This is a genomic window from Streptomyces sp. NPDC090025 (assembly GCF_044748125.1).
GTDB lineage: Bacteria > Actinomycetota > Actinomycetes > Streptomycetales > Streptomycetaceae > Streptomyces.
The window spans coordinates 765,609-778,239 of record NZ_JBIVFL010000001.1 but is presented as its reverse complement, the minus strand read 5'-3'; the positions used below and the strand labels follow the sequence as shown (position 1 = coordinate 778,239).

The 12,631-nt window shown below is 72.0% G+C and carries 11 protein-coding genes; 5 read left to right on the top strand and 6 right to left on the bottom strand.

The annotated features are described in order from the left end of the window. Positions 1 to 231 precede the first annotated feature (231 nt). The 6 genes from ACIPXM_RS03715 to ACIPXM_RS03690 form a co-directional block, all read right to left on the bottom strand. Positions 232 to 2,736, bottom strand: a complete 2,505-nt coding sequence (locus tag ACIPXM_RS03715; RefSeq protein ID WP_401651546.1) for a hypothetical protein — start codon at positions 2,734 to 2,736, stop codon at positions 232 to 234. Beyond that, the gene (pstS, locus tag ACIPXM_RS03710; RefSeq protein ID WP_401651544.1) at positions 2,733 to 4,508 is read right to left on the bottom strand and encodes a phosphate ABC transporter substrate-binding protein PstS; all 1,776 of its coding nucleotides are present in this window, start codon (positions 4,506 to 4,508) and stop codon (positions 2,733 to 2,735) included. The genes ACIPXM_RS03715 and pstS overlap by 4 nt, the downstream gene beginning before the upstream one ends. Then, positions 4,505 to 5,746 (bottom strand): phosphate ABC transporter permease PstA, encoded by a 1,242-nt coding sequence (gene pstA / locus ACIPXM_RS03705; RefSeq protein ID WP_401651542.1) that lies wholly within the window; start codon positions 5,744 to 5,746, stop codon positions 4,505 to 4,507. The genes pstS and pstA overlap by 4 nt, the downstream gene beginning before the upstream one ends. 78 nt (positions 5,747 to 5,824) lie before the next feature. Further along, on the bottom strand, positions 5,825 to 6,832 hold the full coding sequence (gene pstC / locus ACIPXM_RS03700) for a phosphate ABC transporter permease subunit PstC (RefSeq protein WP_401651540.1): 1,008 nt from the start codon (positions 6,830 to 6,832) through the stop codon (positions 5,825 to 5,827). 77 nt (positions 6,833 to 6,909) lie between these two features. Continuing rightward, on the bottom strand, positions 6,910 to 7,254 hold the full coding sequence (locus ACIPXM_RS03695) for a hypothetical protein (RefSeq protein ID WP_401651538.1): 345 nt from the start codon (positions 7,252 to 7,254) through the stop codon (positions 6,910 to 6,912). 309 nt (positions 7,255 to 7,563) lie between these two features. After that, on the bottom strand, positions 7,564 to 8,208 hold the full coding sequence (locus ACIPXM_RS03690) for a PH domain-containing protein (RefSeq protein WP_401651536.1): 645 nt from the start codon (positions 8,206 to 8,208) through the stop codon (positions 7,564 to 7,566). Between the two features lie 331 nt (positions 8,209 to 8,539). Here ACIPXM_RS03690 and deoC point away from each other — a divergent pair, with 331 nt between their 5' ends. The 5 genes from deoC (at position 8,540) to ACIPXM_RS03665 (ending at position 12,497) form a co-directional block, all read left to right on the top strand. After that, complete coding sequence (gene deoC, locus ACIPXM_RS03685; RefSeq protein WP_401651535.1) at positions 8,540 to 9,529, top strand: deoxyribose-phosphate aldolase; 990 nt, start codon at positions 8,540 to 8,542, stop codon at positions 9,527 to 9,529. A 5-nt stretch (positions 9,530 to 9,534) separates the two neighbouring features. Next, positions 9,535 to 10,971 carry an aldehyde dehydrogenase family protein gene (locus ACIPXM_RS03680; protein WP_401651533.1) on the top strand — a complete coding sequence of 479 codons (1,437 nt, stop codon included), beginning with the start codon at positions 9,535 to 9,537 and terminating at the stop codon, positions 10,969 to 10,971. Then, entirely contained in the window at positions 10,964 to 11,857 is an 894-nt protein-coding gene (locus ACIPXM_RS03675) for an aldehyde dehydrogenase family protein (protein ID WP_401651531.1), read from the top strand. Before ACIPXM_RS03680 ends, ACIPXM_RS03675 begins: the two co-directional genes overlap by 8 nt. A gap of 137 nt (positions 11,858 to 11,994) precedes the next feature. Next, a complete protein-coding gene (locus ACIPXM_RS03670) occupies positions 11,995 to 12,249 on the top strand; it encodes a type II toxin-antitoxin system Phd/YefM family antitoxin (RefSeq protein WP_401651529.1) in 255 nt (84 codons plus the stop codon). Then, entirely contained in the window at positions 12,246 to 12,497 is a 252-nt protein-coding gene (locus ACIPXM_RS03665; RefSeq protein ID WP_401651527.1) for a type II toxin-antitoxin system RelE/ParE family toxin, read from the top strand. Before ACIPXM_RS03670 ends, ACIPXM_RS03665 begins: the two co-directional genes overlap by 4 nt. Positions 12,498 to 12,631 lie beyond the last annotated feature (134 nt).

Sequence of the window (12,631 nt, the reverse complement as noted above, 5' to 3'; positions counted from 1 at the left end):
GCAAGCAAATCCGGATTCTTCATTCTTTGCCTTGGCCGGCCCGTCGACCGGCCGGGCAGAACAATTCCGCACGACCCGTACGGCGGACCACCACCATCAGCCCCTCATCAGGTTAAGAACTGCTTGCCTAGGTGAATCCGAGAGAATCCACCGAACGGAATGCGGGATTCCCGGGCGGCGGGCGCCCGGGAACCCCCTGGGCCGGCGCCGACAGGCACCGGCCCGCACCGCTCAGCCGCGTGGCCTGAGCACCGAGAGCCGCAGCAGGACCGGGCCCGCGATGGCCGCGCCACCGCCGACCACCAGGACCGTGAGCAGCACCCAGCGGATCACCCCGAGGGCCTCGGACGAGGTGATCCCGGTGCCCGCGAGGCCCTTGTCGGGGCCCGCGGAGCCGCCGGAGGCGGTCCCTCCGCCGGTCGGTCCGCCGGTGGTCGCCCCGGCGGCGCCGCCGGTCGTACCGCCGGTGCCGCCCGTGGCGCCGCCGATGGAGCCGGACCCGCCGGACGCGGAGCCGCCCGCGCCGCCGTCGGTGCCACCGGAGCCGCCGGACGCGCCGCTCGTGCCCGATCCGCCGGTCGCGGTGCCGCCCGTGGTGCTCGCGGGCGTGCCCTGCTCGAGCCGGGAGGCGGCGGCGACCGCCTGGAGCCGCAGCTTCTGCGGCAGCGGCGCGTAGCCGTACGGCAGCTCGCCGGGCGCGGTGCCCTGGCGCTGGCCCGCGCCGCCCGCGTACCGCAGCACGCGCGCGTACTCCTTGCGGTCGGCGGCGGCCAGGTCGGTGGAGGCGGCGGCGTAGGTGACGACGGTGAGCGGGTAGCCGCCCCGGCCGACCCGGGAGGGGTCGGAGTCGAGGACGCCGCGCACCGGTCCTTCGCGGAAGTCGCCGACCGCGTCGAGCAGGGTGGCGGTGGTCGGCTTCACGTACTCGCCGGCGGCGTTCGGCAGGGCGGCCGTCTCCAGCTGGTAGCGCTGGGCGGAGCCGTTGTCGGTGATGCCGTAGGCGGCCCGGCTGCCGGGGATGACGTCCTGGGCGACGAGCTTGATGCCGGTGTCGCTGGTCGGGTCGTCGGCCGGGTTGAACTTGCCGCCGTTGCTGCCGCGCCGGACGAGCTGCGCGGCGTCGTGCATGTCGAGCGCGTACGGGGACCGGTCGGTGACCGAGTAGTTCATCTTCTTCTCGGCCAGGTTGACCTCGGTCTCGGTCGGGTCGGCCTTCGGGAACTCGTCCGGGCCTTCCTTCGCGAGGTTCAGGTCCTCGTAGTACGGGTTGATCTTCATGCCCCAGGGATCGGCCTTGCCCTCCAGGAAGGCCCGGGCGTCCTTGTCGGAGCGCAGGTATTTCCAGACGATCCCGTTGACGTCGGAACGCTCGGCGGAGAAAAGGATTCCGCCCGGGTAGATCTGCGGGGCCTGCGGATTCCGGGCGAATTCCGGATTCAGCTGAAGGAATTCCGGGTCCTTGACGATCGACAGCGGATTCGCCTTCACATGGTCCGGCGCGGGCCGGTTGAAGGTGAGCTGCCGGATGTCGTACGGATAGGAGTACGTGAGCATCTTGGCGAGCAGCCGGGGGCTGAGCTTCAGATCGCCGACCCGGCCGATCCGGTCGGCCTCCCAGAAGAAGCCGACGGTGAGCCCGCTGACCGCGACCGGGGCGTGCACGGCGGTCTGCACGCCCTCGACCGGCTTCACCGTGAAGGCGAGTCCGGGCGAGGTGGAGGTGGGCTGCTCGATGGCCCGGCGGGCCAGGTCCTCACCGCGCTGGGTGAAGGTGAAGCGGCTGCTGCCGCCCGCGCACAGCGCCGCCTGCCAGGAGGTGACGGCGTCGGTGACCAGCTCCGAACCGGTCATCCGGCGCTCGGACTTGTCGGTCGCGCAGGCGTCGCGGACCGGCAGGAAGTCCAGCGGGAAGACGATCCGCTGGGCCCAGTTGGTGGCGGACAGCGCGGAGCTCACCGGCCGGTAGGAGTTGCCGGTGGTGCCGTCCGGGTCGTGGACGCCGCGCGGCACGACGACGAGCCAGCAGGACCGGCCGCGGACGGTGCCGCCGGGGCCGGTGAGCGGGTCGCCGCAGCCCAGGTGCGGGGCCTCCCGGGTGGTCTGCAGGCTGACCACCGCCTGACCGGTGCCGTCCGGCTGGGTGTTGGCGAAGAACTGCTCGTTGGTGTCGCCGGGACCGAAGTAGGTCCAGTCGGTGAGCGAGCGGGTCTGCGGGCCCTTGACCGGCTTGAACGGCACGAACGGGTCGAGTTCCAGGCCCGGCACCTGCGGGTCGGGGATCTTCTTGTCGTACTGCTTCTCCAGCGGGTCGGAGCCGACCGGGATCAGCCGCCGGTCGACATAGGCGCCGAAGTCGGAGCCGGTGGCGGCCGCCCCGTACTGGCACTGCTCCCGGGCGGGCCCGGCCGGGTCGTCGCCCCAGCACTGGAAGATCTGCAGGTAGTTGTTGTTCCGCAGCTCGGTGGGCGCGCCGTCGGTCCAGGTGACCCGGACGCCCTGGGAGCGCAGGTCACGGGTCTGGTGGACGGTCACCTTGAGCCGGGAGAAGTCGTCGTACGGGCCCTTGGTGCCGTTCTTGGTGACGGCGGAGCTCCGCTCGGGCGCGGGCGCCGCCGCCTCGGCGCGGTCGCCCTCGGTGCCGGGCAGCGGCAGCAGCGCGAGGACGACCGCGGCGAGCAGTGCGCCCGCCCCGGCCCGTACCCGCAGCCGCGCCCGGGGCGTGGTCAGGGTGCTCATATGCCGTCACCCCCGCGGCCGTTGTCGCCGCGGCCGGTCCTGCGGTCGCGGGCGGCGAGGGCGCGGCCGACCAGCGGCGGGCCGACGACCAGGCCGAGCAGCAGTACGGCGGACAGCGCCATCAGGACCGAGCGGAGCCCGCTGCCCGCGTCGGCGGCCAGGGTCACCGGGTTGGCGACCACGGAGGAGTCGCCGCCGTTGCCCGCGCCCGCGTCGGCGCCGGTCACCTCGCCGGTGTCGGGGTCGACGGTGCCGCCGGACCCGGCGGTGGTCCCGCCGGCCGCCGCGCCGCCGGTCGCCCCGGCCGTACCGCCGGTGGCACCGCCGTCGGCCGTGCCGCCGGTGGCTCCGCCGGTCGTACCGCCGTTGGCGGTGCCGCCGGTGGCTCCGCCGTTCGCGCCGCCCGTGGTGCCGCCGTTGGAGCCGGTGGAGCCGCCCGTGCCGGCGCCGCCGGAGCCGTTGTGGACCGGGGTGGTGACGTTACGGGCGCCGCCGGTGCCGTCGGCGCACTGGGAGGTGCCCTGCTTGTCGCAGGTGCGCGGCTGCGGGGCGTTCTTCGCCAGGGTGTTGGTGCCGTCCTTGGAGAAGGTCGGGTTGTTGCACTTGGTCAGGTCGACGGCGCCGCTCGGCGCGCCGGGGATCCGGCGGATCTGGTCGAAGCCCGCCTGGACCAGGTTCTTCGGCAGCGGCGAGTAGCCGAGCTCCTCGGCCTGCTGCTGGCCCTCGCACAGGAAGTACTGGGCGAAGGTGCCGAGCGAGCGGCCCTTGTCCTTGGTGTGCGGGGCGGTCTCGGTGGTCGGCACCACCATGTAGCTGTAGCTGGACAGCGGGTAGGCGCGCGGGTCGGGCGAGCGGTAGACGTCGTCGAGGATCTGGGTGAGGTAGTTCGTCGACGAACGGTCCGTGTTGATCCGGGCCTTGAGCAGCGCGACGGCCACGCTGGGCGCGGTCGGCTCCACGTAGTACTTGCTGGCGTTGAGGACCTTGACGACCGGGAAGTGCGCGTTGATCGCGTACGAGTACTCGACGTAGGTGATGGCGCCCTCGCCCTGCGGCTGGCGGACGTGCGCGGAGACGCCGAGCGAGCCGGACTTGGCGACCATGGTGGAGCCGGGCACCACCGGGAAGTACGAGGTCATGCCGCACGGGGTCTGCCGTCCGGCGCGGCGGCAGTAGTCGTTCCAGACGCTCGGGTGTTCCTTGCTCAGCCAGGTGGTGAACTGGGCGGAGGTGCCCGAGCCGTCGGAGCGGACCACCGGCACGATCCGGCGGGCGGGCAGCGTGAGGCCGGGGTTGTCGGCCTTGATCTCGGGCGCGTTCCACATGGTCAGCTGGCCGGTGAAGATCTTCGCCAGGACCGGCCCGGAGAGCCGCAGGTTGGTGACCTGCCGGCCGCCGATCTTGATGTTGTACATGAAGGCGGTGCCGCCCGCGACGATCGGCATGTACGCGTAGCCGCGGCCCGGCGGCACGTCGGTGGCGTTGCCGTCCTTGAGGCCGTACGGGATCTCGGAGACCGCGAAGTCGACCGTGCCGTTCTTGAACTGCTCGCGGCCCTGCGAGGAGCCGTTGGCGTTGAAGTTGACGGTGAGTCCGATGTTGGCGCCGATGTTGCGGCGCCACTGCTCGACCGCGTTGGAGCTCCAGGTGGAGCCGGAACCAGTGATCTTGGTGTACCCGTCGGCGACCGCCGCGGGCGGCCGCACGGCGAGCAGCGCGCACAGAGCGGCCGCGAGCGCCAGGGCGATTCGGGTGAGGGTCGCGGGTCTCACGACGTGCTCCTAGGTGATATGTCGGTCGAGGCGGGCGCCGGGCGGCCGGGGTTCGACGAGCCGGACGCGATCCGCTCGGCGTCGCGCCGGGACGCCTGCACCCGGCGCCGCTGCTGACGACTCGTCAACTGCCCGGGACCGCGGCCGCCGATGACGCGGGCGATCACGAAGAGCAGCAGGACGAGCAGCATCAGCACGGCGGCGGTGCCGAACCCGCGCGCGATCATGTTCGGTTCGGGGGACTTGACCAGCTCGAAGGTGGCGAGCGGCAGGGACACCTGGGCGCCGGAGTTCGGCAGCGCGTTCAGTTCGGCGGTGAACCCGGCGGTGAGCAGCACCGGCGAGGTCTCCCCCACACCCCGCGCGGTGCCGAGGATGACGGCGGTGGTCAGACCGGAGCGGGCGGTGGGCAGCACCACGTGCCGCACGGTCCGCCAGCGCGAGGCGCCCATCGCGTACGAGGCTTCCCGCAGCGTGCCGGGCACCAGCCGGATCACCACGTCGGAGGCCCGGATGATGATCGGGAGCATCATCACCGAGAGCGCGAACGACGCGGCGAGGCCGGAGCGTTCCATGCCGAGGGCGAGGATCGCGGTGGCGTAGATGAACAGACCGGCGACGATCGACGGCAGCGCGGTCATCGCCTCCACGATGGTGCGCACGAGCCGGGCGAAGGCGCCGGGGACCTCGTTGAGGAAGACGGCGCAGAGCACTCCGGCGGGCACGGTGAGCACCAGGGCGATGGAGATCTGCTCCAGGGTGCCGACCACCGCGTGCAGCACACCGCCGACGTCGAGCGGTTCGAGCGGGCCCGCCAGGCTCATGTCCTCGGTGAAGAAGTTGAGGTGGACCAGGGCCTTGCGGCCCTCCCAGAGGGTGAAGGCCACCACGAACACGAGCACCGCGACGAGCGCGGCCCCGAGGGTGCGGACGACGACGCCCGCGAGCCGGTCGCGGACGGCGGGGCCGTCCTCGTCGAGCGAGACGACGAGCGCGTACAGGCCGAGGAACAGCGCGTACGCGACGAGCACGAAGCCGACGGCCCCGCTGAACGGCAGCAGCCGGTCGAACAGCAGCCAGGTGAGGGCGACGGCCGCGGCGGCGGCACCGAGGACGGCGTACACGTCGGTGGCGCGCAGCCCGCCGGTGGATCGCCGGCGCTCCGCGGCGGCGGGACGTCCCGCGGGTGGCGGCGTGGCGGTCTTGGGGCGGACCGGTCGCTCCGGGGCGAGGGTCATCGGGTTCGGGTCCCCCTTCAGGGCACGTACGAAGGGCCGTACGAGTGCGCGTACTAGGGCCTGTCTGTCGGACAGGCCCTAGGCGTCGCTGGAGGCGCCGGAGCGGCTGCGGGCGACGATGGACGAGGCGGCGAAGTTGACGATCAGGGTCATGACGAAGAGGGCGAAGCCGGCAGCCATCAGGGCGGACATGCCGAAGGGGGTGGCCTCGCCGTACCGGAGGGCGATCAGGGAGGAGACCGAGCTGGTGCCGGTCTGCAGCACGTGCCACTGGATGGTGAACACCTGCGAGATGACCATGTAGACGGCGATGGTCTCGCCGAGCGCGCGGCCGAGGCCGAGCATGGTGCCGCCGATCATGCCGCCCTTGCCGAACGGCAGCACGACGGAGCGGATCATGCCCCAGCGGGTGGCGCCGAGCGCGTACGCGCCCTCCCGCTCACCGGCCGGGGCCTGTGAGAAGACCTCGCGCATGATCGAGCAGATGATCGGCGCGACCATCATGGCGACGACGAGCCCGGCGACGAAGGTCGACGAGGTGTAGACGGTGGGCGGCGCCAGCGGGTCGTCCGGGTCCGCGCCGTCCACCCGGAAGAACGGGATCCAGCCGAACCAGGTGGCGATCCACCGGGCGATCGGCAGGATCGATTCCTCCAGCCAGAACACCCCCCACAGGCCGTAGACCACGGACGGCACGGCGGCCATCAGGTCGACGGTCGAGATCAGGGTCTTGCGCAGCCGGGGACTCGCGTACTCGGAGATGAACAGGGCGGCGCCGGTGGCCAGCGGCACCGCCACGCTGATCGCCACGAGGGCGATGAGCACGGTGCCGACGAGCACCGCGGCGATGCCGAAGTTCCCGGCGTCCGGCTCCCAGGTCTCGGTGCGCAGGAAGGACCAGCCGGCCCTGTCCAGCGCCTGCCAGGCCCGCATCAGCAGGAATCCGCCGACGAGCAGCATCACGGCGAGCACGAGTCCGCCGCCGGAGCGGGCGACGGCCCGGAAGATCCGGTCCGGCAGTCCGCGGTCGGCGTGCAGCCGTCTCGGGGCGCCGAGCGCCGGCGCTTCAGGAGTTTCTGTCGTCACGCCACGATGTGATTCCCGCGCGGTGGACAGGGAGGCCCGGGAATGTGAACGAGGGGCGTGCGCGGGGCAACTTCCGTTCACAATAAGGAAGTTGAGCGCCAGACGACGCCGTCCTTGGCCACCATGAGCAAGAACCGCTCATAGGCCGTACGACAGGTCGAGTAGCGCTCGTAGGCGCGTCCGGAGACGGCGGCCGGTCTGCCCTCGCGATCCCGGAGTAACCACACCCAGCCGTTCCCGTCGGCCGTGTGCTGGATGCCGCCGGTCATCCCGGCGTGTTCCGCGCACAGGTCGACGAACGCGTCCCGGCAGCGGACGTGGTCCTCGTAGCCGCCGCCCGAGCGCGCCACGACGCGCCCGTTCGGTGACACGAGCCGCCACGACCACAGCCCGTCGGGCCCCGCGTCGACCAGACATCTCATACCGGACGGACCGGCACCTCTGCCCATTGCCCCCACCCCCACAGTCTCGGCAGGGGCAATCTATTGAGACGGACCTGTTTGTTGGACGCTGAACAAACGGCCCGCGCAACGCTTCATCGGGACGTTGCCCCTCGGATACCTGCAGGCTGGGGGACCAAACCGTCCGGACCGTCGGTTTAGGGGCAGAACGACTGAACCGGTTCAGCGGGCTGAACACGGGTGCGCCGGGGCGCGGGAAGGTGTGAAGACCGTGCGCCGGGGGCGCACGACCGGCCGGGCGGCCACCCGTGCGGGCACCGCCCGGCGGGCTCAGCCGGTGACGGCCAGGATCACCAGCAGGACCAGGCCCGCGACGGCCGGGGCGATCACCTCGTACGCCCAGCGGACCTGCGGCTCGCCCTGCGCCTCGGGCCGCGAACCGAGCCGCTCTGCCTCCCCGCGCAGATCGGCCACCACCTGGTCGGACGGCGCGACCCGGGCGGCGGTGTCCCGCACGTCGGCGGTCACCGAGGTGCGCCGGTGCGGATCGTCCTGCGAGGCCCGCGCGGCGGCCCGGGCGGCCCGCTTGCGCTGCCGCAGCGAGACCGGGACGGCCCAGAGCTGGAAGGTGCGGCCGTCCTGGGTCAGCACCTCACTGGAGTAACCGGCCCGGACGTCCGCGACGGCGGCCCAGGGCAGCGAGACGGTACGGAACGGGTTGCGGATCCGCAGCCGCTCGGCCCCGGCGAACACGGCGGGCCGCAGCGTGAACGCGACGATCAGCGGCAGCACCAGGAGCAGCCCGGCGAGCGCCAGCCACGGCACCCGGCCGTCGCCGCGCACGATCGAGTCCCCGCCGAGCACCCCGGCGAGCGCGACCAGGAAGACCCCGCCCGCGATGCCCATCGTCGAACGGAACACACGGTCCTTGTAGGGCTCGGCGGACGGCGCGGAGGGCGGCTGCGGGGTGGTCATGGCCCGATTCTGCCTCAGCCGGTGCGCGGACACCGCGAGGAGGTGGGGTGTCGCACGCGCGCGTGTTCGAACGACGCTCGGGGCGAGGCGGTACGGGAGGGGTCCCCCGGCCACGACCGGGCCCGGGCCGTGCCCCGTACGGCCGGAAGGCCCGGCTCCGGCCGGACCGCCCCCGTACCCGCGTCCGTGCCCGCGTCCGACCCCGCCCCCGACCCCGTGACCGAGCTCACCCCACCCCCGCCACCCCCGCACCCACCTGCGCTTTCGCCCGCTCGTACGAGCAGCCCCCTGTACAGGCCGCTACGCGCGTAGATATGCTCGACTGGTGACCATGCCCACCACTGCATCCGCAGCACACTCCCCCGCAGCCTCTGGCGCGGGAGGTGCCCCCCTCTCCGACGTGACCACGTCCGAGAGCACGCTGCGCCGCTTCCTCCACGGGCTGCCCGGCGTCGACGCCGTGGGCCTGGAAGCGCGCGCCGCGTCGCTCGGTACCCGTTCGATCAAGACGACGGCCAAGGCGTACGCCATCGATCTGGCCATCTCGATGATCGACCTGACGACGCTCGAAGGCGCGGACACCCCGGGCAAGGTCCGGGCGCTCGCCGCCAAGGCCGTCCACCCCGATCCGACCGACCGCGGCACCCCGACGACCGCCGCCGTCTGCGTCTACCCCGACATGGTGGCCACCGCCAAGGCCGCCCTGAAGGGCTCCGGCGTCAAGGTCGCCTCGGTCGCCACCGCCTTCCCGGCCGGGCGCGCCGCCCTGCCGGTGAAGCTCGCCGACACGGCCGACGCGATCGCCGCGGGCGCCGACGAGATCGACATGGTCATCGACCGTGGCGCCTTCCTCGCCGGCCGCTACCTGGAGGTCTTCGACCAGATCGCCGCCATCAAGGCCGAGTGCGCCGACAAGGCCCGGCTCAAGGTGATCTTCGAGACCGGCGAGCTGTCCACGTACGACAACATCCGCCGCGCCTCCTGGCTCGGCATGCTGGCCGGGGCCGACTTCATCAAGACCTCGACCGGCAAGGTCGCGGTCAACGCCACCCCCGCCAACACCCTGCTCATGCTGGAGGCCGTGCGCGACTTCCGCGCCCAGACCGGCGTCCAGATCGGTGTGAAGCCCGCGGGCGGCATCCGCAACACCAAGGAAGCCATCAAGTTCCTGGTCCTGGTCAACGAGACCGCCGGTGCGGACTGGCTGGACAACCACTGGTTCCGCTTCGGTGCCTCCAGCCTGCTCAACGACCTGCTGATGCAGCGCCAGAAGCTGGCCACCGGCCACTACTCCGGTCCTGACTACGTGACGGTGGACTGATCACCATGGCATCTGTTTTCGAGTACGCACCGGCTCCCGAGTCCCGGTCCGTCGTCGACATCGCCCCCTCCTACGGCCTCTTCATCGACGGCGAGTTCGTCGACGCGGCCGACGGCAAGGTCTTCAAGACCGTCTCGCCGTCCTCCGAGGAGGTCCTGTCCGAGATCGCCCAGGCGGGCACCGAGGACGTCGACCGCGCCGTGAAGGCCGCCCGCCGCGCCTTCGAGAAGTGGTCCGCGCTGCCCGGCGCCGAGCGCGCCAAGTACCTGTTCCGGATCGCCCGGATCATCCAGGAGCGCAGCCGCGAGCTGGCCGTCCTGGAGACCCTGGACAACGGCAAGCCGATCAAGGAGACCCGCGACGCGGACCTCCCGCTGGTCGCCGCGCACTTCTTCTACTACGCGGGCTGGGCCGACAAGCTCGACCACGCAGGGTTCGGGGCCAACCCGCGCCCGCTGGGCGTGGCCGGCCAGGTCATCCCGTGGAACTTCCCGCTGCTGATGCTGGCCTGGAAGATCGCCCCGGCGCTCGCCACCGGCAACACGGTCGTGCTCAAGCCCGCCGAGACCACCCCGCTGTCGGCGCTGTTCTTCGCGGACATCTGCCGCCAGGCCGGGCTGCCCAAGGGCGTCGTCAACATCCTCCCCGGGTACGGGGACGCGGGCGCCGCGCTCGTCGAGCACCCGGACGTGAACAAGGTCGCCTTCACCGGCTCGACCGCCGTGGGCCGCTCCATCGCCCGCTCGGTCGCGGGCACGGACAAGAAGCTCACCCTGGAGCTGGGCGGCAAGGGCGCCAACATCGTCTTCGACGACGCGCCGATCGACCAGGCCGTCGAGGGCATCGTCAACGGCATCTACTTCAACCAGGGCCAGGTCTGCTGCGCGGGCTCGCGCCTGCTGGTCCAGGAGTCGATCCACGACGAGCTGCTCGACTCGCTCAAGCGCCGGCTGAGCACGCTGCGCCTCGGCGACCCGCTCGACAAGAACACCGACATCGGCGCCATCAACTCCGAGGAGCAGCTGGCCCGGATCACCAAGCTGGTCGAGCAGGGCGAGGCGGAGGGCGCCGAGCGCTGGTCGGCGGCGTGCGAGATCCCCACCTCGGGCTACTGGTTCGCCCCGACGGTGTTCACGCACGTCACCCAGGCGCACACCGTCGCCCGTGACGAGATCTTCGGCCCGGTGCTCTCGGTGCTGACGTTCCGCACCCCCGACGAGGCCGTCGCCAAGGCCAACAACACCCAGTACGGCCTGTCGGCGGGCATCTGGACGGAGAAGGGCTCCCGCATCCTCGCGGTCGCCAACAAGCTCCGGGCCGGTGTCGTCTGGGCCAACACGTTCAACAAGTTCGACCCGACGTCGCCGTTCGGCGGCTACAAGGAGTCGGGCTTCGGCCGCGAGGGCGGCCGGCACGGCCTGGAGGGCTACCTCGATGTCTGACGCGACCCGTCTGAACGTCTTCAAGACCTACAAGCTGTACGTCGGGGGCAAGTTCCCCCGCTCCGAGAGCGGCCGGGTGTACGAGGTGACGGACTCCAAGGGCAACTGGCTGGCCAACGCGCCGCTGTCGTCCCGCAAGGACGCCCGTGACGCGGTCGTGGCCGCGCGCAAGGCGTTCGGCGGCTGGGCGGGCGCGACCGCGTACAACCGCGGCCAGATCCTCTACCGCGTGGCCGAGATGCTGGAGGGCCGCCGGGAGCAGTTCGTCCGCGAGGTCGCCGAGGCCGAGGGCCTGTCGAAGTCGAAGGCCGCGGCCCAGGTGGACGCGGCGATCGACCGCTGGGTCTGGTACGCGGGCTGGACCGACAAGATCGCCCAGGTGGTCGGCGGCGCCAACCCGGTGGCGGGCCCGTACTTCAACCTGTCGACGCCGGAGCCGACCGGTGTGGTCACCGTCGTGGCCCCGCAGGAGTCGTCCTTCCTCGGTCTGGTCTCGGTGATCGCCCCGGTCATCGCGACCGGCAACACGGCGGTCGTCATCGCCTCCGAGAAGGCCCCGCTGCCCGCGCTGTCCCTGGGCGAGGTGCTGGCCACCTCCGACCTGCCCGGCGGCGTGGTCAACCTGCTCTCCGGCAAGGCCGCCGAGATGGGCCCGCACCTCGCGTCCCACCTCGACGTCAACGCCATCGACCTCACGGGCGCGGACGCCGACCTGGCCCGCGAGCTGGAGGTCGCGGCGGCGGAGAACCTCAAGCGGGTGCTGCGCCCGCGCCGCGGCGAGGACTTCGCCGAGTCCCCGGGCACGGACCGGATGACCGCCTTCCTGGAGACCAAGACGGTCTGGCACCCGACGGGCTCGCTGGGCGCCTCGGGTTCGTCGTACTGACCGCTCCTGGTCGCTCGAAGAGGGCCGTGTCCTGTCCGTACGGACGGGGCGCGGCCCTTTTGCATTTCATGGGCAGACTCCATGCACCTAGTCGCATGAGTTGCTCACAAGTGGAATGTCGTGCCAGCATGTGACACATGGTTGAGATCGCCATCAGTGCCGCTCGCTCCCAGCTCGGCGACCTGGTCCGCCGCGCCGCCCACGGCCGCGAGACCATCGCCCTCACCGACCACGGCCACGTGGCCGCCCTCCTCGTCTCGCCCCAGGTGATAGAGGATCTGGAGGACGCTCTGGCCATCGCCGACTACCAGCGACGCAAGGCCGAGGGGACGTTGGAGCCGGGTATTCCCATGGCCGAGGTCCGCAGGCGACTGGGGCTCGACCAGCAGTGACCTACGAGATCATCTTCGAACCGGGCGCACTCAACTCCGCCGCACGGTTTCTCAAAGACGATCCGGACGGCCTGGCTCTCGTCCTGGACACCATCGACAAGCTCGCCAACGACCCGCGCCCCACAGGATCGATCGCCTACGGGTCGCCGAGCCTTCGCCGCCTGCGCATCAACGACTACCGCGTCCTCTACGTCATCGAAGAGGACGTCATCCGCGTCCTGGTCACCCACCTCGGCCGCACAGCCTGAGAATCACGCCGCATGAGAGGGCCGCCGCGGCGCCCCCCCCCCCCCGCCGCCCCCCCCCCCCCCCCCCCGCCCCCCGGCGGGCCCCCCCCCCCCCCCCCCCGGGCCGCCGCGCGGGGCGGGGGCGCGGCCCCCCC

What these genes read in the sequence shown, in the direction of transcription:
- ACIPXM_RS03715 (WP_401651546.1), bottom strand. Translation starts at nt 2,736, where the DNA reads ATGAGCACCCTGACCACGCCCCGGGCGCGGCTGCGGGTACGGGCCGGG.
- pstA (WP_401651542.1), bottom strand. Translation starts at nt 5,746, where the DNA reads ATGACCCTCGCCCCGGAGCGACCGGTCCGCCCCAAGACCGCCACGCCG.
- ACIPXM_RS03695 (WP_401651538.1), bottom strand. Translation starts at nt 7,254, where the DNA reads ATGAGATGTCTGGTCGACGCGGGGCCCGACGGGCTGTGGTCGTGGCGG.
- ACIPXM_RS03690 (WP_401651536.1), bottom strand. Translation starts at nt 8,208, where the DNA reads ATGACCACCCCGCAGCCGCCCTCCGCGCCGTCCGCCGAGCCCTACAAG.
- deoC (WP_401651535.1), top strand. Translation starts at nt 8,540, where the DNA reads ATGCCCACCACTGCATCCGCAGCACACTCCCCCGCAGCCTCTGGCGCG.
- ACIPXM_RS03680 (WP_401651533.1), top strand. Translation starts at nt 9,535, where the DNA reads ATGGCATCTGTTTTCGAGTACGCACCGGCTCCCGAGTCCCGGTCCGTC.
- ACIPXM_RS03675 (WP_401651531.1), top strand. Translation starts at nt 10,964, where the DNA reads ATGTCTGACGCGACCCGTCTGAACGTCTTCAAGACCTACAAGCTGTAC.
- ACIPXM_RS03670 (WP_401651529.1), top strand. Translation starts at nt 11,995, where the DNA reads ATGGTTGAGATCGCCATCAGTGCCGCTCGCTCCCAGCTCGGCGACCTG.